The organism is Buttiauxella ferragutiae, assembly GCF_022637515.1.
Lineage (GTDB): Bacteria > Pseudomonadota > Gammaproteobacteria > Enterobacterales > Enterobacteriaceae > Buttiauxella > Buttiauxella ferragutiae.
Genome location: NZ_CP093332.1, coordinates 2,635,744 through 2,660,630 on the forward strand (window position 1 = coordinate 2,635,744; position 24,887 = coordinate 2,660,630).

Annotated in this window: 29 protein-coding genes and 1 pseudogene; 18 read left to right on the forward strand and 12 right to left on the reverse strand. The window is 50.5% G+C overall.

From position 1 onward, the window contains the following. Positions 1–10: 10 nt before the first annotated feature. Genes MNO13_RS12165 through MNO13_RS12175 form a run of 3 tightly spaced genes read right to left on the reverse strand, consistent with a single transcriptional unit; the run spans position 11 to position 2,546 of the window. Complete coding sequence (locus MNO13_RS12165) at positions 11–133, reverse strand: DUF2474 domain-containing protein (RefSeq protein ID WP_064546514.1); 123 nt, start codon at positions 131–133, stop codon at positions 11–13. Continuing rightward, positions 133–1,146: a cytochrome d ubiquinol oxidase subunit II gene (gene cydB / locus MNO13_RS12170; RefSeq protein ID WP_241940035.1), complete on the reverse strand. Its 1,014-nt coding sequence runs from the start codon at positions 1,144–1,146 to the stop codon at positions 133–135. The genes MNO13_RS12165 and cydB overlap by 1 nt, the downstream gene beginning before the upstream one ends. Next, positions 1,146–2,546 (reverse strand): cytochrome ubiquinol oxidase subunit I, encoded by a 1,401-nt coding sequence (locus tag MNO13_RS12175; RefSeq protein ID WP_232885833.1) that lies wholly within the window; start codon positions 2,544–2,546, stop codon positions 1,146–1,148. The genes cydB and MNO13_RS12175 overlap by 1 nt, the downstream gene beginning before the upstream one ends. A 149-nt stretch (positions 2,547–2,695) precedes the next feature. Here MNO13_RS12175 and MNO13_RS12180 point away from each other — a divergent pair, with 149 nt between their 5' ends. The 3 genes from MNO13_RS12180 to catC all read left to right on the forward strand — a co-directional run bounded on the left by MNO13_RS12180 (position 2,696) and on the right by catC (position 5,121). Continuing rightward, a complete protein-coding gene (locus tag MNO13_RS12180) occupies positions 2,696–4,108 on the forward strand; it encodes an aminotransferase-like domain-containing protein (RefSeq protein ID WP_232885834.1) in 1,413 nt (470 codons plus the stop codon). 3 nt (positions 4,109–4,111) lie between these two features. Beyond that, the gene (locus tag MNO13_RS12185) at positions 4,112–4,648 is read left to right on the forward strand and encodes a GNAT family N-acetyltransferase (protein WP_121813530.1); all 537 of its coding nucleotides are present in this window, start codon (positions 4,112–4,114) and stop codon (positions 4,646–4,648) included. Positions 4,649–4,830: 182 nt separating this feature from the next. Beyond that, a complete protein-coding gene (gene catC / locus MNO13_RS12190; RefSeq protein WP_241940036.1) occupies positions 4,831–5,121 on the forward strand; it encodes a muconolactone Delta-isomerase in 291 nt (96 codons plus the stop codon). A 204-nt stretch (positions 5,122–5,325) separates the two neighbouring features. On the opposite strand, the gene MNO13_RS12195 is transcribed toward catC, so the two are convergent. Further along, positions 5,326–5,739 carry a hypothetical protein gene (locus tag MNO13_RS12195; RefSeq protein WP_241940037.1) on the reverse strand — a complete coding sequence of 138 codons (414 nt, stop codon included), beginning with the start codon at positions 5,737–5,739 and terminating at the stop codon, positions 5,326–5,328. A 299-nt stretch (positions 5,740–6,038) separates the two neighbouring features. After that, the gene (locus MNO13_RS12200) at positions 6,039–6,425 is read right to left on the reverse strand and encodes a VOC family protein (protein ID WP_064546537.1); all 387 of its coding nucleotides are present in this window, start codon (positions 6,423–6,425) and stop codon (positions 6,039–6,041) included. A 292-nt stretch (positions 6,426–6,717) separates the two neighbouring features. On the opposite strand from MNO13_RS12200, the gene ydcS reads away from it, so the two are divergent. From ydcS to MNO13_RS12235, 7 genes are all read left to right on the forward strand, one after another. Then, positions 6,718–7,863: a putative ABC transporter substrate-binding protein YdcS gene (gene ydcS / locus MNO13_RS12205; RefSeq protein WP_064546539.1), complete on the forward strand. Its 1,146-nt coding sequence runs from the start codon at positions 6,718–6,720 to the stop codon at positions 7,861–7,863. Positions 7,864–7,876: 13 nt separating this feature from the next. Then, positions 7,877–8,902: an ABC transporter ATP-binding protein gene (locus MNO13_RS12210; RefSeq protein ID WP_064546541.1), complete on the forward strand. Its 1,026-nt coding sequence runs from the start codon at positions 7,877–7,879 to the stop codon at positions 8,900–8,902. 7 nt (positions 8,903–8,909) lie between these two features. Next, the gene (locus tag MNO13_RS12215; RefSeq protein WP_422387192.1) at positions 8,910–9,848 is read left to right on the forward strand and encodes an ABC transporter permease; all 939 of its coding nucleotides are present in this window, start codon (positions 8,910–8,912) and stop codon (positions 9,846–9,848) included. Continuing rightward, positions 9,838–10,644, forward strand: a complete 807-nt coding sequence (locus tag MNO13_RS12220; RefSeq protein WP_064546546.1) for an ABC transporter permease — start codon at positions 9,838–9,840, stop codon at positions 10,642–10,644. The genes MNO13_RS12215 and MNO13_RS12220 overlap by 11 nt, the downstream gene beginning before the upstream one ends. A 19-nt stretch (positions 10,645–10,663) precedes the next feature. Further along, complete coding sequence (gene patD, locus MNO13_RS12225; protein ID WP_121813525.1) at positions 10,664–12,088, forward strand: aminobutyraldehyde dehydrogenase; 1,425 nt, start codon at positions 10,664–10,666, stop codon at positions 12,086–12,088. Between the two features lie 79 nt (positions 12,089–12,167). Continuing rightward, positions 12,168–12,410, forward strand: coding sequence for a hypothetical protein (locus MNO13_RS12230; RefSeq protein ID WP_064546550.1), 243 nt, complete (start codon positions 12,168–12,170; stop codon positions 12,408–12,410). A 133-nt stretch (positions 12,411–12,543) separates the two neighbouring features. Beyond that, entirely contained in the window at positions 12,544–13,077 is a 534-nt protein-coding gene (locus MNO13_RS12235) for an anti-virulence regulator CigR family protein (protein WP_064546551.1), read from the forward strand. Between the two features lie 54 nt (positions 13,078–13,131). Here MNO13_RS12235 and MNO13_RS12240 read toward each other — a convergent pair whose 3' ends face one another. The 3 genes from MNO13_RS12240 to MNO13_RS12250 form a co-directional block, all read right to left on the reverse strand. Then, positions 13,132–14,268, reverse strand: coding sequence for an HlyD family secretion protein (locus tag MNO13_RS12240; RefSeq protein WP_064546590.1), 1,137 nt, complete (start codon positions 14,266–14,268; stop codon positions 13,132–13,134). Positions 14,269–14,272: 4 nt separating this feature from the next. Next, positions 14,273–14,599, reverse strand: a complete 327-nt coding sequence (locus tag MNO13_RS12245; RefSeq protein ID WP_064546592.1) for a DUF3302 domain-containing protein — start codon at positions 14,597–14,599, stop codon at positions 14,273–14,275. A 194-nt stretch (positions 14,600–14,793) separates the two neighbouring features. Next, positions 14,794–14,982: a YegP family protein gene (locus MNO13_RS12250; protein WP_064546594.1), complete on the reverse strand. Its 189-nt coding sequence runs from the start codon at positions 14,980–14,982 to the stop codon at positions 14,794–14,796. Between the two features lie 166 nt (positions 14,983–15,148). Here MNO13_RS12250 and MNO13_RS12255 point away from each other — a divergent pair, with 166 nt between their 5' ends. Both MNO13_RS12255 and yqfB read left to right on the forward strand, forming a co-directional pair. Beyond that, a complete protein-coding gene (locus MNO13_RS12255; protein ID WP_064546596.1) occupies positions 15,149–15,322 on the forward strand; it encodes a GhoT/OrtT family toxin in 174 nt (57 codons plus the stop codon). A 43-nt stretch (positions 15,323–15,365) separates the two neighbouring features. Further along, on the forward strand, positions 15,366–15,680 hold the full coding sequence (yqfB, locus tag MNO13_RS12260; protein ID WP_237931532.1) for a N(4)-acetylcytidine aminohydrolase: 315 nt from the start codon (positions 15,366–15,368) through the stop codon (positions 15,678–15,680). A 40-nt stretch (positions 15,681–15,720) separates the two neighbouring features. Here the strand turns inward: yqfB and MNO13_RS12265 are convergent, their stop codons facing one another. Further along, a complete protein-coding gene (locus MNO13_RS12265) occupies positions 15,721–15,936 on the reverse strand; it encodes an HP1242/YdcH family protein (RefSeq protein WP_064546600.1) in 216 nt (71 codons plus the stop codon). 270 nt (positions 15,937–16,206) lie between these two features. Here MNO13_RS12265 and MNO13_RS12270 point away from each other — a divergent pair, with 270 nt between their 5' ends. From MNO13_RS12270 to tsr, 3 genes are all read left to right on the forward strand, one after another. After that, the gene (locus MNO13_RS12270) at positions 16,207–16,968 is read left to right on the forward strand and encodes a siderophore-interacting protein (protein WP_232885839.1); all 762 of its coding nucleotides are present in this window, start codon (positions 16,207–16,209) and stop codon (positions 16,966–16,968) included. Between the two features lie 10 nt (positions 16,969–16,978). Next, positions 16,979–17,563 carry a PadR family transcriptional regulator gene (locus tag MNO13_RS12275; protein WP_083963375.1) on the forward strand — a complete coding sequence of 195 codons (585 nt, stop codon included), beginning with the start codon at positions 16,979–16,981 and terminating at the stop codon, positions 17,561–17,563. An 86-nt stretch (positions 17,564–17,649) separates the two neighbouring features. After that, positions 17,650–19,314, forward strand: coding sequence for a methyl-accepting chemotaxis protein (tsr, locus tag MNO13_RS12280; protein ID WP_241938786.1), 1,665 nt, complete (start codon positions 17,650–17,652; stop codon positions 19,312–19,314). Between the two features lie 49 nt (positions 19,315–19,363). On the opposite strand, the gene MNO13_RS12285 is transcribed toward tsr, so the two are convergent. The 3 genes from MNO13_RS12285 to MNO13_RS12295 are packed head-to-tail and all read right to left on the reverse strand — an operon-like array spanning position 19,364 to position 21,026. Beyond that, positions 19,364–20,401 (reverse strand): type II toxin-antitoxin system HipA family toxin, encoded by a 1,038-nt coding sequence (locus tag MNO13_RS12285; protein WP_241938787.1) that lies wholly within the window; start codon positions 20,399–20,401, stop codon positions 19,364–19,366. A 2-nt stretch (positions 20,402–20,403) separates the two neighbouring features. Beyond that, entirely contained in the window at positions 20,404–20,718 is a 315-nt protein-coding gene (locus MNO13_RS12290) for a HipA N-terminal domain-containing protein (protein ID WP_064546608.1), read from the reverse strand. After that, positions 20,703–21,026: a helix-turn-helix domain-containing protein gene (locus MNO13_RS12295; protein ID WP_241938788.1), complete on the reverse strand. Its 324-nt coding sequence runs from the start codon at positions 21,024–21,026 to the stop codon at positions 20,703–20,705. The genes MNO13_RS12290 and MNO13_RS12295 overlap by 16 nt, the downstream gene beginning before the upstream one ends. Positions 21,027–21,339: 313 nt before the next feature. Between MNO13_RS12295 and MNO13_RS12300 the strand changes: the two genes are divergently transcribed. The 3 genes and pseudogenes from MNO13_RS12300 to MNO13_RS12310 all read left to right on the forward strand — a co-directional run. Beyond that, entirely contained in the window at positions 21,340–22,368 is a 1,029-nt protein-coding gene (locus tag MNO13_RS12300; protein WP_241938789.1) for an MsnO8 family LLM class oxidoreductase, read from the forward strand. Positions 22,369–22,378: 10 nt separating this feature from the next. After that, entirely contained in the window at positions 22,379–23,500 is a 1,122-nt protein-coding gene (locus MNO13_RS12305; RefSeq protein WP_064546614.1) for an amidohydrolase, read from the forward strand. Between the two features lie 63 nt (positions 23,501–23,563). Continuing rightward, positions 23,564–24,866 (forward strand): annotated as a pseudogene (locus MNO13_RS12310) (LLM class flavin-dependent oxidoreductase); the annotation flags it as partial. Positions 24,867–24,887 lie beyond the last annotated feature (21 nt).

A 24,887-nucleotide genomic window follows, 5' to 3' on the forward strand; every position in this document is an offset into this window, starting at 1 on the left:
GCTATTCCGGTCAGGACTTAAACCCCGCCGCGGTCATCAGCAGCCGGAAACCCATCCCCACGGCGGCCAGTGCCAAAACACTGCCGCCCCATAACGCCACCATCCACAACAAACGAACTCCAGTCTGTTTCATCAGTGATACCCCTCGCCATGCGGCACTTTTCCGCGGAAAACGTAATAACTCCAGAAGGTGTAAACCAAAATTATCGGGATAATAAACAGTGCGCCGACCAGCATAAAACCCTGGCTTTGCGGCGGGGCGGCGGCCTGCCACAAGGTAATGGATGGCGGGATCAGATACGGCCAAATACTGATCCCTAGTCCGCTAAAGCCGAGGAAAATTAGCCCTAACGTCAGCAAAAACGGCGTGCTGTGCCAGCTATTTTCTCGACTGACCGAGAGCCATAACCAGGCGCTGCACGCTACCACCAGCAGTGGAACCGGCAACAGGAACCAGAAATTCGGCAGGCTAAACCAGCGGGTGGAAATTTGCGGGTGCCCAAGCGGCGTCCAGATACTGATAACGGCGATGACCGCCAGCATGACCATCAACAGCGGCTTGATGATGTTACGCATGGTTTTTAGTAGCGGGTCTGCGCTTTTCATCACCAGCCAACTGGCGCCAAGCAGCGCATACGCCACCACCAAACCAAGGCCGCAGAACAGATTAAACGGCGTGATCCAGTCAAGCTGGCTGCCGCTAAAAGTGCGTCCTGTCACCGGGAAACCTGAAATCACCGCACCGACTACCACACCCTGGCAATAGGTTGCCAGGATCGAACCACCAATAAACGCTTTATCCCAGAATGGACGGTGCGCTGGCGTGGCTTTAAAGCGGAATTCAAACGCTACACCGCGAAAAATCAGCCCGATTAGCATCAACGACAGCGGGATGGTTAACGCATCAACAATCACCGCATAAGCCAGAGGGAAAGCACCAAACAGTGCCGCCCCCCCTAACACCAGCCAGGTTTCGTTGCCATCCCAGACAGGGGCAACACTATTGACCATCACATCACGGTCTTGTGCACCGCGAACAAACGGGAAAAGGATGCCAATGCCGAGATCAAACCCATCCATCACGATGTACATCAGGGTGGAAAAGACAATAATCACAAACCAAATAACTGACAGATCGATGCCCATTAACGTGGCTCCTCCAGTGAATCGGTGACCGCCGATAGCGGGCGAGAAGGCGTGCCGTGCGTGGAGGGCGTATCGTCATCAAATGGCTGCGGGCCTTTCTTGATAAGCCTGACCATATAGCTATAACCCACGCCAAACACCGACATATACACCACAAAGAAGGTCAGCAGGCTGATACTCATCTGCAAATTCCCGTGTGCCGAAACGGCATCTTTGGTGCGCAGCAAGCCATACACCACCCACGGTTGGCGACCCACTTCAGTCGTCACCCAGCCTGCCAGAATCGCGATAAGCCCCGATGGCCCCATCCACAACATAAAGCGCAGGAACGGGCGGCTTTCGTATAACCGGTGGCGATAGCGCAACCACAAACTGAACACGCCTGCCAGAATCATCAGCATGCCCAGCCCCGCCATAATGCGGAATGACCAGAACACCATGGTGGAATTTGGCCGATCTTCTTTCGGGAACTCTTTTAGCGCCGGAACCTGTTTGTCCAGGCTATGGGTGAGGATCAGGCTGCCGAGTGCCGGGATCTCCAGCCCGTAACGCGTGCGCTCTTGTTCCATATCCGGCCAGCCAAACAGCAGCAGCGGGGTAGGTTCGCCGGGTACGTTTTCCCAATGCCCCTCAATGGCGGCAATTTTCGCCGGTTGGTGTTTCAGGGTATTCAGGCCGTGCATATCCCCAATCATCGCTTGCAGTGGCGCGACGATTAACGCCATCCATAATGCCATTGAAAACATGGTTTTAATCGCCGGAGTTTTGTTGCCCCGCAGCAAATGCCAGGCCGCTGATGCCCCAACAAAAAACGCGCTGCTAAGAAAAGCGGCCACGGACATATGCAGTAAGCGGTAAGGGAATGACGGATTAAACACCACGGCAAACCAGTCAACAGGCACCACTTGCCCGTTATGAATTTCAAAACCTTGCGGTGTCTGCATCCAACTATTGGACGCGAGGATCCAGAAGGTGGACATCAAAGTGCCCAGCGCCACCATGCAGGTCGCAAAGAAATGCAGCCCAGGCCCGACGCGCTTCCAGCCAAACAGCATCACGCCCAGGAACCCTGCCTCAAGGAAAAATGCGGTCAGCACTTCATAGGTCAACAATGGCCCGGTGATACTGCCTGCAAACTGCGAAAAACCGCTCCAGTTGGTGCCGAACTGATAGGCCATCACCAGCCCGGACACCACGCCCATGCCGAAGTTAACCGCGAATATCTTTGACCAAAAATCGTAAAGCGAACGAAAAACCGGGTTTTTAGATTTGAGCCACAACCCTTCAAGCACTGCCAGATAACTGGCCAGCCCAATGGTGATGGCGGGGAAAATAATGTGGAAGGAGACAGTAAAAGCAAACTGAATCCTCGCCAGATGAAAAGCGTCTAAACCAAACATGCGCAACCTCATAGCACAGTAACTTCGACGCTATGTTAGAGGGTTATCCTGGTGGGAATAAGAAACAGAACAACGTTTTTTGCCTATAACAGTTGTGAAATTTAGCGTATTTTTAGCTATCTGATATAGGCAGCAAGCACAGGTTAATCATGAAAAAATACCAGCAACTTGCGCAGCAAATCATTGACCAGATTGCACTCGGGGTGTGGTTGCCAGGGGACAAGCTTCCTTCGCTACGTGAGCAGGTGACGATGAGTGGTATGAGCTTCATGACCGTCAGCCATGCTTATCAAACCCTGGAAAGCCAGGGTTTGATTGTTGCCAGGCCGCAGTCGGGTTATTACGTCGCTTCTCGCCCTGCAGCGCGGAGCACGCTTGCCCCCGTGAAAGTCATGCGTGATGAAGCGGTGGATATCAATACCTACATTTTTGATGTGTTGCAGGCCAGTTGCGACGCATCGGTAGTGCCATTCGGTTCGGCATTCCCAGATCCGCGTCTGTTTCCGCAACAACAACTTAACCGCTCACTGGCCACTGTCAGCAAAACCGCCACTGCCATGAGCGTGATTGAAAACTTGCCACCGGGTAACGAAGCCTTGCGGCACGCCATTGCCAGGCGTTATGCGCAGCAGGGAATGCAGGTATCGCCAGAGGAGATTGTGATAACCGCTGGTGCGCTTGAAGCGCTCAATCTCAGCCTGCAAGCAGTCACTGAGCCGGGGGATTGGGTGATTGTTGAAAATCCGTGTTTTTATGGCGCGTTACAGGCGCTGGAACGCTTGCGCTTAAAGGCTCTGTCGGTGGCAACTGACCCGCAAAACGGCATTGATCTCATCGCACTGAAACAGGCGCTTAACGACTATCCGGTGAAAGCATGTTGGTTAATGACCAATAGTCAGAATCCGCTAGGCGTGACGTTGTCACCTGATAAGAAGCTGCAACTGGTGGAATTGTTACAACAGCATAATGTCACGCTTATCGAAGATGATGTTTACAGCGAGCTGTATTCTGGACGCGATCGTCCGTTACCGGCCAGGGCGTATGACGAGCAAGGCATCACGCTGCACTGTTCATCATTTTCGAAATGCCTGGTCGCGGGGTTTCGCATCGGTTGGGTGGCGGCAGGCAAACATGCGCGGCGTATTCAGCAACTGCAATTAATGAGCACACTTTCCACCAGTTCGCCGATGCAACTGGCGCTGGTTGATTATCTGGCGACCAAACGTTACGACACCCATTTACGCAAACTGCGGCGCATTTTGGCTGAGCGTAAACAGCAAACCTTGCAGGCGCTACATCAGTATTTCCCAGTTGAGGTGAAAATTCACCATAGCGAAAGCGGCTATTTCCTGTGGGTAGAATTACCCGATTATATGGATGCCAGCGTGTTGAGTGAGCAAGCTATTACCCACAAAATCAGCATTGCACCGGGCAAAATGTTTACCACTGGCGGCGCATGGCATAATTATTTTCGTCTTAATGCTTCGTGGGTGTTAGGTGAGCGTGAACAACACGCGGTGATCACCCTGGCTGATTTAATTCGCCAACAAATTAAGGAGTGAACAATGGAATACCAGACCGAGCGCCTGATTTTAAGGCTATGGAAGCAAAGCGACCGCGAGCCGTTTGCCGCGATGAATGCCAGTCCTGAAGTAATGCGTTACTTCCCCAATACGCGCACCCGTGAAGAAAGCGACAATATGGTGAATGCTGTCGAACAGATCCTCGCCGATAAAGGTTGGGGATTATGGGCGGTGGAAGAGAAAAGCAGCGGGGCGTTTATCGGGTTTGTGGGCCTGAATATTCCTGGATACGAACTGCCGTTTTCCCCGGTGATTGAAATAGGCTGGCGGCTGGATAAACCGTTCTGGGGTAAAGGTTACGCACCGGAAGCGGCACGTAAAGCGCTGGAAATTGGTTTCAACCAATACGCAATGGACGAAATCGTCGCTTTTACCGCGCTGGAAAATCAGCCATCACAACGCGTGATGGAAAAAATCGGCATGCATCGTTGCGAAGAGTTTGACCACCCAGCCCTCAAGCAAGGCCAGCCGTTGTGCCGCCACGTACTGTACCGCATCACCAAAAACCAGATGCTTTAGCCGCCGCGCGGGCGATATTCGCACGAAAATTCGATTACCGCCGTTGACGCTTTGGTGGGGGAACTTCTATTATCAGAACGCACCGTTTTGCTTGCCGGGGAGACTTGACCGGCAAACATCTTGAAAACTGACGGGAAGAATATGAGTGCCATAATATTGCCGCAAGGTATAAGGAAATAATCATGTTATTTAAAGTAGAGATGACGGTAAATATTCCACTTGATATGCCAGTGGAAACTGCTGCTGAAATTAAAGCCAAAGAGAAAGCCTATTCACAACGATTACAGCATGAAGGTAAGTGGCGCCATATTTGGCGGGTTGCTGGCTTATATTCCAATGTCAGCATTTTTGATGTTAAAGATGCCGAAGAGTTACATAACCTGTTGATAGAGTTGCCGTTGTACCCGTATATGGATATTAAAGTTGATGCGTTATGCCGTCATCCATCTTCGATTCATTATGATGATAAATAAGCATGCTTTTAAGCCGTTGTTTCGCATCAGGTGACCTCTTCCACCAGACTAGCCGCGCCAGCGCGCAGAATGGTGGTATTTTACCTGGCGAGGGTTGAAGCATTTTTATGGCAAATGTGGACTGAACAGTAAAACATCTGCGAACCTCGCTGGGAGGATGAAAAATCATTCCCTCCCGCGCATTATCCACAAATACGATAGTGTCTAAATAAAAGGATTTTGGCCGTCATACAGGATATTTATTTTATTAAAGTATATATCATCCAATGAGATAACTTCTGTTGCAGGGCTGCCGGAGCTGACTGGAGCGGAATGAAGATAACAAGTTGTATTGAAGACAAAAACAATGCAATACATAGCACTTGCTTCGTACTTCTTTTCACCTAAAAACAGTAAATTATGTGCATAGGTGTTATTCATTGCATCTTTAGCCAACGCCAGGTACACCCCTTTTTTAGCATTGTCTCCCCGGCGAGCCCGATTGGGGTTGGCTGATATCTTTCTTTGCATTTTAATTGCAGCAAGTCCTTCCTTAGAAGTGTAATGAATGTAAATAATCTTCCCGTTAAATAAACCATTATTGATGTGCATATCAATACGATGATCTTTACTGAACATAGTTATGGCTCCATATATTTACGTGTATTTAATTGCTGCATGATAATGTATGTAAAGAATATTTTTCAATGAATTACCGTGAAATAAGAGTATTTATTGATTTGTTGATGGTATTTGTAGCTCAAAAGATAACTTCATTGAGGTATTATTAATTACATATTTAATGAAATTAAACATAGTAATCCATATGAAATCTCAATAATTGAAAAGGCGATAGCCGCCCCGGAAATCGGTGAGCGAAAAAAGGGCCGTTAATGGCCCTGATTTTTTACTTCTTCAATCTGTACCACTGTCGGTTATCAGGACGTTATCTCAATCAGATTACCATCCGGGTCTGCTATCACCGCCTCGTAAAAACCATCGCCAGTCCAGCGAGCTTCATGTACCAGAGCATCGAGCGGTTTAAGGCTGGCGACGAGTTTATCGACCGCTTCCACAGAACCCAGGCTAATAGCGATATGCGCCCAGCCGGTGCGGTTATCTTCGCGCGGCGGTTTATCCACCAGCCCCGGTAGCGTCATCAGTTCCAGTGCGGGGCCATTTTCCAGCGTCACAAAATGGGAGATAAACCCTTCACGGCGCTTTGAGTGATAAGCCTCACCAATATGCGCGTTGAAATGTTGACGCCAGAAGGCACAGGCGCTCTCAAGATTGTTGGTCCACAGGGCGATATGAGCAACCTGCATCTTTTACCTCCATCCATATGAAATTTCGATAGTTGTGGAAAGCAGTAGCGCAGAGTCACCGCTTCGTTTACACCTTGTCTACACTTTAAAAATCATCTGGTTATCTTACTCGTACCGCGATGCCCGTCGCGCTGTTTACTGCGCCCTCTATCACATCCTGGTGAAATATCCGGTTACCGCCATGCTTGCCATATTGGCGCAGACTATTGTTTTTGTACGGGGATTTTTTTGCACTTTTGGCACAAATAACCCATGTCGTGCCGCCTTTATCTTTCCGACAGGAGTAGCAGCAATGCGTACAAAACAGGCTATATGGACTCTATCCACCCTCTGTTTGACCGTGCTTTCTGCACAGGCGGCAGGGCTTCCAGACAAAATTGGTGCCGGTGAAGGGCAGCTCGATATTATCGCGTGGCCGGGTTACATCGAACGTGGTGATACCGACAAAGCCTACAATTGGGTGACGGATTTCGAAAAAGAGACCGGTTGTAAGGTGAACGTGAAAACGGCGGCCACCTCTGACGAAATGGTCAGTTTGATGGCGAAGGGCGGTTACGACCTGGTGACCGCATCGGGCGACGCCTCATTGCGCCTGATTATGGGTAAACGTGTGCAGCCGATTAATACTGCGCTTATCCCTAACTGGAAAAATATTGATCCGCGCCTGGTAAAAGGCTCGTGGTTTAACGTCGACGGCAAAGTGTATGGCACGCCGTATCAGTGGGGGCCAAACCTGCTGATGTACAACACCAAAACTTTCCCGACACCGCCTGACAGCTGGAGCGTGGTGTTCGTCAAACAAGACTTGCCTGACGGCAAAACCAATCAGGGCCGAGTGCAGGCTTATGATGGGCCGATTTACATTGCCGATGCCGCGTTGTTTGTTAAAGCCACACAGCCACAACTTGGCATTACCGACCCGTACCAACTCACCGAAGAACAATACGCGGCAGTGCTGAAGGTACTGCGTGACCAACACGGTCTGATTCACCGCTACTGGCATGACACCACTGTGCAAATGAGCGACTTCAAAAACGAAGGGGTGGTGGCCTCCAGCGCCTGGCCGTATCAGGCCAACGCCCTGAAAGGGGAAGGCCAGCCGATTGGTACCGTATTCCCGAAAGAGGGCGTCACCGGTTGGGCAGATACCACCATGCTGCATGCTGATGCGAAACATATGAACTGCGCCTACAAATGGATGGACCACTCGCTAAAAGCGAAAGTTCAGGGTGACGTAGCGGCCTGGTTTGGCTCACTGCCTGCCGTGGCTGAAGGTTGTAAAGCCAGTACCTTGCTCGGCGATAAAGGCTGTGAAACCAACGGCTATAACTACTTCGATAAGATCGTGTTCTGGAAAACCCCGGTAGCCGAAGGCGGTAAATTCGTGCCGTACAGTCGCTGGACCCAGGATTACATCGCCATCATGGGTGGCCGTTAAGCCTGGAGGAGTTATGCCGTACGCTGTGCAGTTTCGAAACGTCTCGCGCCTTTACGGTGATGTGCGAGCCGTAGATAACGTCTCAATTGATATTGAAGACGGGGAGTTTTTCTCCATGCTCGGGCCATCTGGCTCGGGCAAGACCACCTGCTTACGGCTGATTGCGGGCTTTGAACAGGTCACCTCCGGCGAAATCGCCATTTTCGGCAAACCGGCGCAAGACGTGCCGCCTTATCAACGGGATGTGAATACCGTCTTCCAGGACTACGCCTTATTCCCCCATATGACGGTGCTTGAAAATGTTGCTTATGGTTTGATGGTCAAAGGCGTGGATAAGAAAACTCGCCTCGCCAAAGCGCAAGAAGCACTCGAGCGCGTGGCACTGGGTTTTGTTCACGCTCGTAAACCGTCGCAACTTTCCGGTGGGCAGCGGCAACGTGTGGCGCTGGCACGTGCCTTAGTCAATCGCCCACGTGTCTTGTTGCTGGATGAACCGCTGGGCGCGCTGGATCTCAAACTGCGTGAACAGATGCAGGGCGAGTTGAAAAACCTGCAGCGTGAATTGGGCATCACTTTTATTTTTGTCACCCATGACCAAAGTGAAGCGTTGTCGATGTCCGACCGCGTGGCGGTGTTTAACAATGGCCGTATCGAACAAGTTGATACGCCACGCCAGTTGTATATGAAACCGCGCACTGCGTTTGTGGCGAGTTTTGTGGGCACTTCAAACGTGTTGCAACCGGCGCTTTCCGGGAAAGTATGTGGCGAAGAAGCGTTATTTTCACTGCGCCCTGAACATATCGTCCTGAGTAATGAACCGAGCCTCAGCAACGAAATTCGTGTCAATGGCATGATTCAGGAAATCCACTATCAAGGGGCGGCAACGCGTTTTGAACTGCGTCTTGCCGGTGGCGAAAAACTGTTGGTCAGTGAGGCGAACCCGCAACGCATTATCAGCGAAGAACGCTATCAAATCGGCCAGCAGGTCACCGCAGTCTGGCCCCGGGCGGCGATGGTTCCGTTGCTGGGGGAAGGATGAAATGGATATGAGTCTTCCCGCATCCCATCCTGACAACCGCCTGATGCGCCGCGTTGCTACGTTTTTGTGGCAACGTCCTGGATTCTGGCTGGCTTTGTTACTGCTGCCACCATTGCTGTGGTTTGGTGTTATTTATCTGGGGTCGTTGCTGACACTGTTGTGGCAAGGATTTTACACCTTCGATGATTTCACCATGTCGGTCACGCCAGACCTGACGTTCGCCAACATTGCCGCACTGTTTAACCCGGCGAATTACGACATTATTTTGCGCACGCTAACCATGGCGATCGCCGTGACGATCGCCAGTGCGGTGTTGGCGTTTCCGATGGCGTATTTCATGGCGCGCTACACCACCGGCAAACTCAAAGCGTTTTTCTATATCGCGGTGATGTTGCCGATGTGGGCGAGCTACATCGTGAAAGCGTATGCCTGGACATTGTTGCTTTCACGCGATGGTGTGGCGCAGTGGTTTCTTGGACACATGGGTCTGGAGCCGTTGCTTAACCTGATGCTGACCATTCCGGCAATCGGCGGCAATACGCTGTCGACTTCTGGTTTTGGCCGCTTCCTGGTGTTTCTCTATATCTGGCTGCCGTTCATGATTTTACCGATTCAGGCCGCACTTGAGCGCTTGCCGCCGTCATTGTTACAGGCATCGGCAGATTTGGGGGCTCGCCCGGCTCAAACCTTCCGCCATGTGATTTTACCGCTGGCGATTCCAGGTGTGGCGGCGGGTTCAGTGTTTACCTTTTCGCTCACCCTCGGTGATTTTATTGTGCCGCAGCTGGTGGGCCCGCCGGGGTATTTCATCGGCAACATGGTCTATTCCCAGCAAGGGGCAATTGGCAACATGCCGATGGCCGCGGCCTTTACGCTGGTGCCGATTGTATTGATCGCCATTTATCTTTCACTGGTGAAACGACTGGGGGCTTTCGATGCACTCTGAACGCGCTCCGTTACTGCTGAAAATCGCCGCCTGGGGCGGGGTGATTTTCCTGCATTTCCCCCTGCTGATTATCGCGCTTTATGCCTTTAACACCGAAGAAGCTGCATTCAGCTTTCCACCCAAAGGGCTGACGCTGCACTGGTTCAGCGTTGCCGCATCGCGCGGCGATATTCTGGATTCGGTGACGTTGTCACTTAAAATTGCTTCACTGGCAACACTACTTGCTTTGATTCTCGGGACATTGGCCGCTGCGGCACTCTGGCGGCGGGAATTCTTTGGCAAAAATGCCATCTCGTTATTACTGCTGTTACCGATTGCTTTGCCGGGAATTATCACCGGTATTGCGTTGTTAACCGCCTTTAAAATGATGAATTTTGAACCCGGTTTCCTGACTATTGTGGTGGGCCACGCAACGTTTTGCGTGGTGATTGTGTTTAACAACGTCATCGCCCGTTTCCGTCGCACCTCTTATAGTTTAATTGAAGCTTCGATGGATCTGGGGGCTGACGGCTGGCAAACCTTCCGCTATGTGATTTTGCCGAATCTCGGCTCGGCACTGTTAGCCGGAGGCATGCTGGCGTTCGCGCTGTCATTTGATGAAATTATTGTCACCACCTTTACCGCCGGACACGAACGCACCTTGCCGTTGTGGCTGCTCAACCAGCTTGGGCGCCCACGTGAAGTTCCGGTTACTAATGTGGTGGCGTTGATGGTGATGCTGATGACCACCATTCCGATTCTAGGGGCGTACTGGCTGAGCCGTGGCGGAGATGACGTCGCGGGCAGCGGTAAATAACGTTGAGAAGGGTATCACTATGCAAAGCCAGCTATTAATTAACGGCCAGTTAGTAGACGGCCTCGGGGAAAAGTTACCGGTCTACAATCCGGCAACCGGTGAAGTGCTGTTGGAAATCGCCGAAGCCACGGCGAACCAGGTTAATGACGCAGTGACAGCGGCGGATAACGCCTTCGCCAGTTGGGGGCAAACCACGCCGAAAGAGCGCGCCGAACATCTGCTGAAACTGGCTGATGTGATTGAGCAAAATGGCGATGTGTTTGCCCGCCTGGAATCGCAAAACTGCGGCAAGCCTTATCACTGCGTGTTGAATGATGAAATTCCCGCGGTGGTGGATGTGTTCCGCTTCTTTGCGGGCGCAAGCCGCTGCCTGAACGGGCTAGCGGCGGGGGAATATCTGAGCGGTCATACTTCGATGATCCGCCGTGATCCGGTGGGTGTGGTGGCGTCTATCGCGCCGTGGAACTACCCGTTGATGATGGCAGCCTGGAAACTCGGCCCGGCACTTGCCGCTGGTAACTGTGTGGTGATTAAACCGTCTGAAATCACCCCGCTTACTGCGTTTAAGCTGGCGGAACTGGCGAAAGATATTTTCCCGGCAGGTGTGTTGAATGTGCTGTTTGGGCGCGGGCAAACGGTCGGCGATGTGCTGACCGGTCACCCGAAAGTGCGCATGGTGTCGCTAACCGGTTCGATTGCTACCGGTGAACATATCATCAGCCATACTGCGCCTTCGATTAAGCGCACTCATATGGAGCTGGGCGGCAAAGCGCCGGTAATTGTGTTTGATGATGCCGATCTGGATGCGGTAGTGGAAGGCGTGCGGACTTTTGGCTATTACAACGCGGGCCAGGACTGTACCGCAGCCTGTCGTATCTACGCGCAGAAGGGTATTTACGACAAACTGGTTGAGAAACTGGGGGAAGCGGTCAGCAGCCTGAAAGTTGGCGCGCCGGAAGATGAATCTACCGAACTTGGGCCGTTAAGTTCTGCCGCACATCTTGAGCGGGTCAACAACGCGGTGAATGCCGCCAAAGCTCTGGCACATGTCAAAGTGGTAACGGGCGGGGCGAAAGTGGACGGGCCGGGATATTACTTCCAGCCAACCTTGCTTGCGGGGGCGAAGCAGGAAGATGACATCGTGCAGAAAGAAGTTTTCGGTCCGGTGGTGAGCGTGACCGCATTTGATGAAGAAGAGCAGGTTTTGGGCTGGGCGAATGATTCCAGCTACGGCCTGGCCTCTTCAGTCTGGACAAAAGATGTGGGCCGCGCGCATCGCCTTAGCGCTCGCTTACAGTACGGTTGTACCTGGGTGAATACCCATTTCATGCTGGTTAGTGAAATGCCACATGGTGGGCAAAAACTGTCGGGTTACGGCAAAGACATGTCACTGTTTGGGCTGGAGGATTACACCGTTGTCCGCCATGTTATGATTAAACATTAAGACGCCAATAAGCGGTTGTGCTCATGAAGTCTATAATTTAGGTGTGCCACACTGATGTGCTTTCTTTTGAGGGGTTACTATGAAGAAATATGTATTAATGCTGCTGGCCGCCGTGTTCATGGCAGGCGCTATACCCGCACAGGCAACTGAGCAATCAGAGCAACGCCAGGATGCCCGAGGCGTGCGCCAGGACACGCGCGAAAATTCTCGACAAACCAAACAAGATTGTCGCAATGGCGTGTTCGGTAATGCTGATTGCCGTCAAGAACACCGTCAGAATAAACGGGAAGGCCGACAAACCGCCCGCGATATCAAGTACTGAAAGTGCGAGGTGGGGCATTCGGCCGGACAATATGGATACTCATGTTTGACCCCACACTCCAGGAGTTTTCACCTTGCGAGTTGGCTCAGACACACATAAATTTGTAGGAGTATCCACACTAACAGGAATGAATATGCGTAAGCCTCGCTCTTTATTAACTGCTGCGACGGTTGCTCTTACACTGTCCATCTTTTCCGTGTCAGCATTAGCAAATCCTGGCAATGGAAACGGTGGTGGTAATGGTGGCAGCCAGGGAAACAGTAATGGCAATGGTAATAAGGGAAATAGCGGTAACAAATCCGATAAATCGGCTAAAGCGGATAAGAGTGATAAAGGAAACGGTAATTCAAAAGAAAATCAAGGGAGCCGTAAAAACTACGGCAAGCCAGACCACGTCGATACCGACATCACATTTAATGATGCGCGACGTTTAGCGGTTAACTATGGTTTTACCGGATATAAACCGTTGCCTCCAGGTATTGCAAAAAACCTGGCACGCGGTAAACCGTTACCTCCGGGTATCGCGAAGAAATCGGTCCCGGGAACGATGCTGAATCAACTGCCTTATTATCCTGGTTATGAATGGCAGGCGGTTGGTCAGGACCTCGTGTTAGTCGCACTCAGTACCGCGATTGTGACTTCTGTTATTAATGGTGTATTTGATTAACTGGTTTGTGCATAAAAAAAGCTCGCCTCGGCGAGCTTTTTTGTCTTTGTTAGTTTAGTGATCCAGATACAGGTAGTGCATCCAGCTAGTCATACGCAGTAGCACCTTACGCATCACCGACACATGGGTGAAATGGTCGGAATAGACGGCGACCTGGCCAAAAATCCCATCAGGTAACGCATCAACATCCGCATTAGGGGCAAGCTCAATTATCGCCAACACGCCGTCACTTCCTGGGGTTAACGTCAATGATTGCAGCGTACCTTGTGCCTGATAAGAACCACCAGGGACGACCGGCAAAACTGAAGTGAGTTTTCCAGGGAAAACCTGGCCTGGGAGTGCATTAAACACCACTTCGGCTTCATCACCAGGTTTTAAACGTAACAGCGAATTTTGCCTGAATTGCGCGACAATCAGGCGTTTTTGTTGCGGTATAAACACCATCACCGGGCGCAACGGCAGGGCTGCTGCATAGGTACCTGGGCGGATTAACACTTGAGTCACGTAACCGTCACTCGGAGCACGAACCACGGTTTGGTTAAGGTTGTATTTGGCTTCTGCAAGCTGGGCGCGCAGGCTAACAATCTGGGATTGTTCGCCGTTGACCATGCTATCTAACTGGCTTTTGATTTGTGACTGCTCAGCAACCGAGCCTTTTACCAGTGCGTCCTGTGCAAGATAATTTTGTCGGGCATTATCAATATCACTTTCAGAGAACGGGTTAACCTTCGCTTTACTGCCCTGAAGGTAACGCTGGTAATCTTTGTACAATCTGTCGCGTTCTGCACTGACACGGGCCGTGTTGGCAATGGCGGCATCAAGTTCTGATTTGAGTGACTCCGTACTATGAATGGCAGTGGTTAAATCAGCCTGAAGTCTGTCTACCCGTGCCTGATAGCGGGTGGGTTCTAATTTAAACAGCACTTCCCCTTTTTTAATCATTGTATTTTGTTTATCGGTCACTTCACTCACTATCCCTGTGACTTGTGGCGTCAGCGGAATTGAAATAACCGCTTTTTGCGCCAGGAAAGTATAAGGGTGGTTGTAGTTCATTAATAAAATGAGCGCGCCAATTAAAAACACTCCTCCCAATGCAGCGGTTGGCACTGTCCATTTATTTACTGGTATTTTAAATATCTTGAATATTGACCATGCCAAAGCAACATATGTCAGGATAATGAGTAAATCCATGATATTACTCCGATGGAGTTATTTTATTGTTATCTAACTTTTGCTCCAGCTCAGTCACCCTTTGCTGTAACGAAGCCAGTGTAATCTCTGGGTCTTGCTGCATCCCCCAGCCGCGTTCCGGGCGATAAAGAGTGGCCCAAATCCATAAGAACGGCCATATAACATGCAGGGTAAACAAACTCACCCAACCAGCGACATGAATCGCATCGGCATGTGGGTGATTACGTGATTTAGCAATAAGATAAGGAATGTCGTGAAGAATAATGATCCCGTAAAAGATAATGAGAAACACAAAAATAAGCACACCAAGCGCAAAGTAGTTTAGAAACATAATGGCCTCGAATCATAGAGCGATAAATCTAATCTAAAGATAGTCGCTATCCGGCACTGAGATTATGATTCAGATAAAATCACCCCTTAATGATTAGTTATTTCCATTTAATAAGTTGATGACGCTTGCACTTTTCTTTAAGACAGAGGTTTTCACTACTTAGTGCCGGCGTCATCACCTTTATATATTGTTAATTATTCCGTTTCATCGCGAATATCAGTCGATGCACCATTTTTCTGAACCGATTCAATCCCCTTCTGTGCAGCCGCTTTCGAGGCATACATTTCGCTTTGGGCGATAATTTGCCCGTTAGAGGCCTTTAACACGAAATAAAATGGTTCGGCAGTCGCCTTCGCTGATTTCTTTAAAACGTAGTGACCCATAAAAAATCTCCGCTTTACCCCAGACCCTTTGTCTGGTGAGTAGCTTAAATATAGTGCAATCAATCAATGAGGTGGCTGAGGAGGGGGCGTGATTGTTAAAACTTGATATACGCCACAAAAAAGAGCATATTTTATAGTGTAATTTCACTGCAATCAGCTTATAAAAATGTCGGTTTATCAGAAGATGTTGGTTTTTTATGTGGTTATGTCGTTAATAACCGCGATTATTACATGGTTTTTATCTCGGGATAAAAAGAGCATCAAACTGTTATGTTCTGTGCTGGTAGGGGCAACCTGGCCAATGAGTTTCCCTGTCGCGTTGTTGTTTTCTCTGTTTTAAACTCTCTATACTTCAACTAGTTAAAGAACAGGAACGGTACGTGATGAATGACATAACTTTTTTCCAGCGCTTTGAGGGTGATATTGTTGCCGGCCGTAAAACAATCACGCTGCGTGATGTCTCTGAGTCGCACTTTACGGCAGGCCAGCAATTACGTGTCGGGCGTTATGAAGACGATGTCTATTTTTGCACCATCGAAGTGATCAGTGTGATGCCGGTGTTGCTCGGGCAACTGACTGACGAGCATGCGCGTCAGGAAAATATGACGCTGCCTCAGCTTAAAGAGGTGATTGCGGATATTTATCCAGGTCTGAATGAGCTTTATGCGATTGTTTTTAGGTTGGTTACTGCGGCTTAAAAAACAAAGGAAGGGGAGTTTCCCCTTCCTGAAATTTCACCTACTGACTGGCTTTCTTCAACATCTGATACAACTCATCTTTTAGCCGCAACTTCTCTTTTTTCATCTGCATGACTTTTTCGTTGTATCCCGTCCCTTGCGGCCCCTCCTTGCGTAAAATTTCATCATCAAGCTGATTGTGCTTGTCAAACAAGCTGAGGAAACGCGGGTTGGCGGATTTTAATTCGGTAATCAATTCACGGTACTCAGGAAACATTGCAAACCTCCGGAGTCGAGTAGGTAGGTGATGAATGGATAAGCCCTGGCAATTGCTGCCATTTGCAGTGTAGGCACCGCTCGGCCTGAATTGGAAGCACCGCTTGGTAAGGGTTTGTCAATTTGAGATCCACGAGGCGCGTTAACAATTTAGATTAAATTTTCGGCATGTTACGCCTTGCTTAACGGCAAAAATTGTTAACGACAATCTTATTTCTGTGTGCTAAAACATATCTATGATATATCTTATGTATTCAAAAATGAGAAACAGATGACCTTACAAACCAAACCTAATCTTCCACAACGCGTCAAAAACGAGCTTAAATTTCGTCAGTTAACCGTAAAAAGCAAAGAAACCGTTGCGGGTTGTTTTTATCGCATTGTTTTTAGCAGCCCAGAATTAGCAGGTTTCACCTCGCGGGGGTTTGATGACCATGTGAAAGTGTTTTTCCCGCCAGAAAGTGGTGAGTTTGCTCGCCCGTCAGTCACTGACGACGGCATTGTCTGGGGGGAGGGTCCGCGTCCCATTTCGCGTGATTACACCCCGCTGGAATTTGACGCCGCGCGTAACGAACTGACGCTGGACTTCTATATTCATGACGGCGGCGTTGCCAGTCAGTGGGCGGAAATTGCCACGGCTGGCGATACGTTACTGATAGGCGGGCCACGTGGATCGCTGGTCGTTCCTTGCGACTATTCATGCCAACTCTATGTCTGTGATGAAAGCGGTTTACCTGCCATTCGCCGCCGTCTGCTCTCTCTGCCCGGACATATTGTCCCCACTGTGCTGGTAAACAGCCAACACGCACAAAGCCGCGAGTATCTGAGTGAGTTCAAACAGGCGGATATTCACTGGCTTGATAGCGAATCTATCGCTAAGCACTTAAGCACTCTTGAATTCCCGGAGAGCGACTATTTTGTCTGGATTACCGGAGAAGGTCGCGACGTCAAAAAACTCAATGATGAACTGCTGGAAACCCACGCTCTGGACGCCGATTACGTGCGCGCTGTGGCTTACTGGCATCATAAATAAGGAAACGAACATGAGAATCCATCATCTACACCATCGTCTTTGCGCCAAACATGAACGTCACGAAAGACACGGTTTGCACGGCGGCCATAATCATCACGAACATGGCGGTATGGAAGGTAAAGGGCGCATGCGCCGTGAACGCATGTTTGATGCCAACGACATTCGTTTGCTGATCCTGCATTTCCTTTCAAGCAACAATGCGCACGGTTATGAGTTGATCAAATCCATCGAGGCCATCGCCAAAGGCGAATATGTCCCAAGCCCGGGGATTATTTACCCTAACCTCTCTTTGCTTGAGGAGATGGGCTTGATTACTGCCGTGCAAAGCGACAGCAGTAAAAAGGCGTGGACGCTTACTACCGAAGGCCATGCTGAACTCGTACTACAACAAGACCACCTTGGCCATATCATCGCTAAGCTCGAATCGTTAGGGGTATTAGGCGATAACCGCCGTCTACCTGAAATTCAGCGTGCTATTCATAACTTTAAAATGGCACTTAATACCAAACTTGGGCAAAGCGATTTGCCAAAAGAGACGCTGTATAAAATCATCGATACTTTAGATCAGGCCGCTAAGGATATTGAGCGGAGTTAATTTTGCTATTTCTGTGCAATGAAGCATAAAGTTTCGACGAGTTCTGCCGAAACTATATGCTTCTGTTGTCATGAGAACGCAAAAGCATGTTAAATCGCATAAAAGTAGTAACCAGTCTTCTGTTTGTGCTGGGGTTATTTGGCCTTTTACAAATGACCTCCGGCGGGTTGTTCTTCAACGCGCTGAAAAACGACAAAGAAAACTTCACCGTGCTGCAAACCATTCGCCAGCAGCAATCTACCCTTAATGGCAGTTGGGTTGCCCTGCTGCAAACCCGTAACACGCTAAACCGTGCGGGCATCCGTCATATGATGGATACCAACAATATCGGCAGCGGCGCGACGGTTAATGAGCTGATGCTGATCGCCAGCCAGTCGTTAAAGCAGGCGGAAAAAGAGTGGGCTGAATATGAAGCCTTGCCACGCGACCCACGCCAGAGCGAAGAGTCTACCAATGAAATCAAGCGTAACTATGCGATTTACCATGGTGCGCTGGCGGAGCTAATCCAGTTACTGGGTGCGGGGAAAATTAACGAATTCTTCGACCAGCCTACGCAGAAATATCAGGACGGTTTTGAAAAAGAGTACATCAATTATCTGCAACAAAACGACCATCTGTACCAACAAGCGGTGGACGACAATAATCAGTCTTACTCGCAGGCCATTTGGATCCTGATCGTGATTCTGGCACTGGTTGCTGCGGCGATTGTTACCGTCTGGCTGGGCATCAAGAAAACCCTGATTGAACCGCTGCATCGCCTGATTGAAAGCATTCGTCACATCGCAAGCGGTGACCTTGTGCGTTCTATTGATGTGGAAGGCACCAACGAAATGGGGCAACTGGCGTCCAGTCTGCGTCATATGCAGTCAGAGTTGATGAGTACGGTGAGTGATGTGCGTAACGGCGCGAACGCGATTTATAGCGGCGCCAGCGAAATCTCCATCGGCAATAACGATCTCTCTTCACGCACCGAGCAGCAAGCAGCCTCGCTTGAAGAAACCGCTGCCAGCATGGAAGAGTTAACTGCCACCGTTAAACAGAATGCGGAAAATGCCCGTCAGGCAAGCCAACTGGCATTGAGTGCCTCTGAAACCGCACAGAAGGGCGGAAAAGTGGTGGATAACGTGGTGCGCACCATGAACGACATCGCCAGCAGTTCGAAGAAAATTGCCGACATTACCAGCGTGATTGACGGCATTGCCTTCCAGACCAACATTCTGGCACTTAACGCCGCCGTTGAAGCTGCACGTGCGGGTGAACAAGGGCGTGGTTTCGCAGTGGTTGCCGGTGAAGTACGCAATCTGGCACAACGCAGTGCACAGGCGGCCAAAGAGATCAAAGGCCTGATCGAAGATTCCGTCAGCAAAGTGGATACCGGTTCTACATTGGTGGAAAGTGCTGGCGAAACCATGGGTGAAATTGTCAATGCGGTGACCCGCGTGACCGATATCATGGGCGAAATTGCCTCGGCATCTGACGAGCAAAGCCGTGGTATCGACCAGGTTGGGTTGGCGGTTTCTGAAATGGACCGTGTTACGCAGCAAAACGCCGCATTGGTTGAAGAGTCTGCTGCCGCCGCTTCAGCACTTGAAGAGCAAGCCAGCCGTCTGACTCAGGCCGTGGCGGTGTTTCGTATTAACCAGGATGCCAAAGCCGCAGTTCGAAGCACTGAACCCAAAGTAACGATTACGCCAATGACACCGCGCAAAGCGGCAGTCAGCGAGTCTAACGAAAATTGGGAAACCTTCTGATTTCGGTGAAATGAATGTGGTGGATGGCGCTTGCGCTTATCCACCACCATTACAACTCCGCTTCATCTAAGCGCATTAAACGATCCAGGCGCTGGTGGTAACAACGCAACGTCGCTTCCACGTCTTTTGCGGGCATAAACGAATCTCGATAAACGGCATCTACGATGCGGCTTTCTTTGCGTATATCGTTGAGCAATTTAACAATAAGTTTCTCCGTCATCCCCATACTCAAACCCAACGCCTGAAAATCCATACCAAGATATTCGCCGTAAGCGGTCTTAAAACCTGGCGCTAATTCGCGGTCGCCTTCTTCACATCTTAATAGCGGCAGCGCCATAAAACCGGAGCTAAAAATGGCGGGATAGGGCGCAACCGACACAAAGTCATACACTGGCGACAGCGTTGGTTCGCCAATACGTGGATGAATCAGCCCGAAATTGCGCAAGTGCATATCGTTATTCCCCAACAAATACGCGTAGGCAATGCGCCGGAACAAATCGATTTTAAAGGCGATGTTGCTATTCACATGTTGTGTCAGGAACTCAGCCAGTTGCTGATAACTGACATACTGCTTTCCGTCACTGCCCGTCTTCCCGTACTTTTCGCCGACGTTCATCGCGGCATCAAGCTGTTCCTGATGAATGGCCGCTCCGGTTTGAATATCCCGGTCGAAACGACGGATAACAAATGCCAACTCGCGCTCCGCTTCGTTATCAACAGCGGCAAAGCTCACCAGCCCGTGTGGCGGCACATCAAACCCCAGTCGCGCCATTAACGTCATGGTGGCGTGTTCGTTTTCTGCCAGATGGGGGAATTCCGCCGGAGAAGGCTTGAGGATGTATTCGCCCTGATGTTCAACCACCGCAAATTCGCCGGCGCGCACCACCATTTGCAGTTTCGGCTGGTAGCCGGAAATACTCATGCCACGCTGCGCTTTCGGCAATTCATGAATAAAGTCATCACGGGTAAAACTCAGTTGCGGGTTCACCTTGCCCGAACCCGTCAGCTGTTTCAGGCCTTTGGATGAATAGCCCGACTCTTGCTCTTTGGCCTGGAGCAATGGAGTTAAAAGAATGTGGCAACGCATGGTTAATCCTCCTGCATGCTGACCAGTTGTACCGCGCCAATCAGGTTTTTGCCGTTATCGATAAGCATTCCGAGTAGGTCGTGCTCGTCGCGTTGTTGTAGTTGGCTGTAGCGCTTTTTCAGCCAGCCTTCTGGTGCCAGCGAGGCAAAAAAGGGCGGCAGTGTCTGGCTGCGAAAGTGGCCGACACGCACCGGCAAACTTAGCGACAGCGGCGGGCCGATGTAGTCAGCGCGATAACTAAATTCGAAGCCGTCATCATGCTGGCGCAGTTCGCCGACCGGTTCGCCATATAACCACACCTCTACACGGCGGCGCATAACTTCACACCCAGTGCTTCAGCGACGCGTAACACCGTGCCAAATTTGACCTGTTCCGGATCTTTAAACAGCCGTTTGAGCGTTGAGGCGGACACGCCGGTTTGTAGCTCAAGGGTGGCAAGGTCGATATCCAGCTCTTTGCGGCGCTGGTTCAGTTTTTGCCCCAGTTGCGCGCAGTACGTGATCACTTGTTCGTCAATAATGAGTTCCGATTCTTGCACACGCAGCGTCACGGCTTTTTTAACGTCATTCAATAATTCGCTCATGGCATGCAGTTTGTCTGCGAGCGTGGCATTGTCGTAGTTCATGCGTGACCTTAAATGTGAATTTTTGTATTAAAAAGGGTTGTTAATGGTCTTATGATATCGGAATGTATCATAAATGACCCTTACTTTAATTATTAACCAAAGATGGTTCATTTACGGTCTTTTGTCAATTTCAGGGTTCATAAATAGTATATTTATAGGATTATTTAATGATTCCAGTCCATATATAAGCTATATGGCAGTGTTGCACCCTGGCTTATCCAGTTTATTGCTAACGAAATGTAAATTAATTGTTTCACTCGATTGAGTGGAAACCTTATTAATGAAGGCATGTTAATCAACGCGAGTTTGCTGCATGTCATATCGAATCAGCCTGTTGGATAAAAGCCCGGTCGCTCAGGACGAAACGCCTGCCGACGCCCTGAAACACACGCTGCATCTGGCACAACAGGCGGAAGCCTGGGGTTATCACCGCTTCTGGATTGCCGAGCACCACAACACTTCGCGGCTGGCAAGCCCATCACCAGAGTTGCTGATTGCCTGGATTGTCGGGCAAACCCGCCGCATTCGTGTCGGTTCCGGTGGGGTGATGCTGCAACATTACAGCCCTTATAAAGTGGCAGAAAACTTCAATCTGCTGGCAAATCTCTCACCGGGCCGCATTGATATTGGCGTGGGCAAAGCGCCTGGCGGCTTACCGTTATCTACCCAGGCGTTACAGCGTGGCGGGCAAGATAACGCCTCGTTTGCCGACAAACTCACAGAACTGGATAACTGGCTTTCCTTGCCCGCATTCCACGAAGATGAAGATGTAGAAACTTTACGCGCCACGCCGCTTCCGACGCACAGTGCCGCGCGTTTTCTGCTGGGTGCCAGCCTCGAAAGTGCGAAGCTCGCCGCAAATCTCGACTGGAACTTCGTTTATGCCGCCCACTTGAATGGCGATAAAAATCTGATGCGTGAGGTACTCGGTGCGTGGCGCAGCAGAAGCCAGCGTGAAACGGTGGTGGCGGTACAGGTGATTGTTGCGCAGGACGCACAAAAAGCGGCTGAGCTGGCGAACCTTGTGGAAATCTGGAGCGTTGAGCTGGAAAACAGCCAGCGGGTCAGTGTCGCCAGCGAAGCCCAGGCTTACGCATTTGCTCGCCAGGCTGGGAGTGCCATCAAACGGATTGAACGCCGTGAACCTTCGTTGCTGCAAGGCACCGCCGAGACAGTTCAAGCCGGGCTTGCGGCACTGAGCCAGGAATTTGCCATCGACGAATTCATTATTGATACGCCAGTGAGTGACCCTGCGGCACGTTTTCAGTCGCTTCGTTTGTTGGCTGGCGTGCAGCAGGCGGCGTCGGTATCTGAATTTACCGCCGAACATGAAGCCTGGTAAGGGGAAGCCGATGACATTCGCAGAGCAACTTATCAACTGGCGGCGCGAGCTACACCAGAACCCGGAGTTATCTGGCCAGGAAGTGGCGACCACCACGCGAATTCGTCACTGGCTGGAATCCGCAGGTTTACGTTTGTTGCCTTATCCGCTTGCCACCGGTGTGGTGGCGGAAGTCGGGCAAGGGGAAAAGGTCATTGCGCTGCGAGCTGACATTGACGCACTGCCGATTCAGGAAACCAGCGGTGTTGCGTTTAGCTCACACAATGATGGCGTGATGCACGCCTGCGGGCATGACGTTCATAGCAGCGTGATTCTGGGTGCGGCCTTGTTATTAAAAGAGCGCGAGGCGCATTTATCCGGTCGTGTACGTTTGCTGTTTCAGCCAGCGGAGGAAAACTTTACTGGTGCGAAGGCACTGATAAAGGCCGGAGCACTGGAAAACGTGTCCGCTATTTTTGGCATGCACAACGAGCCTGGTTTACCGGTTGGCACTTTCGCCACCCGAGGTGGCGCATTCTATGCCAACGTCGATCGTTTTGTTTTACGGGTGCGGGGCAAAGGCGCACATGCCGCCCGTCCACATGAAGGTAAAGACGCCATTGTGATTGCCAGCCAACTGGTACTGGCATTGCAAACTATCGCCAGCCGTAACGTGGATACGCTGGATTCTGTCATCGTCAGTGTCACGCGCATACAAGGGGGAAATACCTGGAATGTGTTGCCGGAAAGTGTCGAGCTGGAAGGAACCGTGCGCACTCATCGCAACGAAATTCAGCAGCAGGTCGAGAAACGGATCAGTGAGATTGCAGCCGGTTTAGCCAGTGCGTTTGGTGCGCACATTGAGGTGGAATGGTTTAACGGGCCAATAACATTGATCAACGATGATAAATGGGCGGCATTTGCGATGCAGCTCGCACAACGAGTGGGTTATCGCACACAAACCTCTGAACTGCATATGGGCGGCGAAGACTTCGCGGTTTATTTGCAAACCATTCCCGGCGCGTTCGTCAGTATTGGCAGCGCCAGCGAATACGGTTTACATCATTCGGCCTTTAATCCGGATGAAGCATTAATTGAAGATGCGGCGCGTTATTTCGCCACGCTGGCGGAACAAGCACTACTGGAAAAGTAATTACTTCTAATACGCAGGGGTCAACTCCCCAGGATGCGTGCAGCCTGAAAATGAGGATCGAATATGTCTGATAATCGACAACTGCGCCTTGGAACAATCTTACATGGTGCTTCGGGGAATATGTCCGCATGGCGGCATCCGGCAGCGATTGCCGATGCCAGTATTAATTTTGATTTCGTCAAAGAGACTGCGTTAAAAGCCGAGCAGGGCAAGCTGGACTTTTTATTTGTTGCTGACGGTTTATATATAAATGAAAAATCTATCCCGCATTTTTTGAATCGTTTTGAACCGCTGACGGTGTTGTCGGCGTTAGCCAGCGTGACCACACACTTAGGGCTGGTCGGCACGTTGTCGACCTCGTATAGCGAACCGTTCACGGTGGCACGTCAGTTCGCCAGCCTTGACCATTTAAGCAAAGGGCGCGCGGGCTGGAACGTGGTGACTTCACCACTGGAAGGTTCGGCAAAGAACTTCTCGCGTGAGCAACATCCTGAACATGCGCTGCGTTATCGCATTGCTGATGAATATCTCGATGTGGTGAAAGGTCTGTGGGATTCCTGGGAAGACGGTGCGTTTATTCGTGATAAAGCCAGCGGGCAATTTTTTGACCCAGAAAAATTACACACGCTGAATCATCATGGTGATTTCTTTAAAGTCGCCGGGCCACTTAATATTTCACGCACGCCACAAGGCAGACCGATTGTATTCCAGGCGGGTGCCTCGGATGACGGTAAGAAATTAGCCGCACGCCACGCTGATGCTATTTTTACTCATCACGATACGCTCGAAGAAGCTCAGTATTTTTATCGTGATGTTAAGAGCCAACTTAAAAATCATGGCCGTAATGACGATGATTTAAAAATATTCCAGGGCGTGAGCGTGATTGTTGGCAAAGATGCCGATGACGTAGAAAACCAGTATCAAGCCACTGCGGCACTGGTGTCAGTCACCGATGCACTGAATTATCTGGGCCGCTATTTTGAACATCATGATTTCAGCCAGTATCCGCTCGATGAGCCATTCCCCGATATTGGCGATCTCGGCCAAAACAGCTTCCGCAGTACCACCGATGAAATCAAACGCAATGCCCACGAACGCCATCTGACGCTGCGCCAGGTCGCGCTAGAAGCCGCATCGCCGCGCCCACGTTTTGCTGGCACCGCCCAACAAGTGGCAGACGGATTGCAGCAGTGGTTCGAAAGCCACGCCGCCGACGGTTTTATTATTCAGGGCGGCACTCCAGATACCTTCCCGCGTTTTGTTGATGAAGTGGTTCCGGTGTTGCAGGCACGAGGTTTATTCCGCACGGAATATCCCGGCACCACATTGCGTGAAAATTTAGGGTTGGCAGAACCCGTGAATCAGTTTTCGTAACCTGGACGATGGG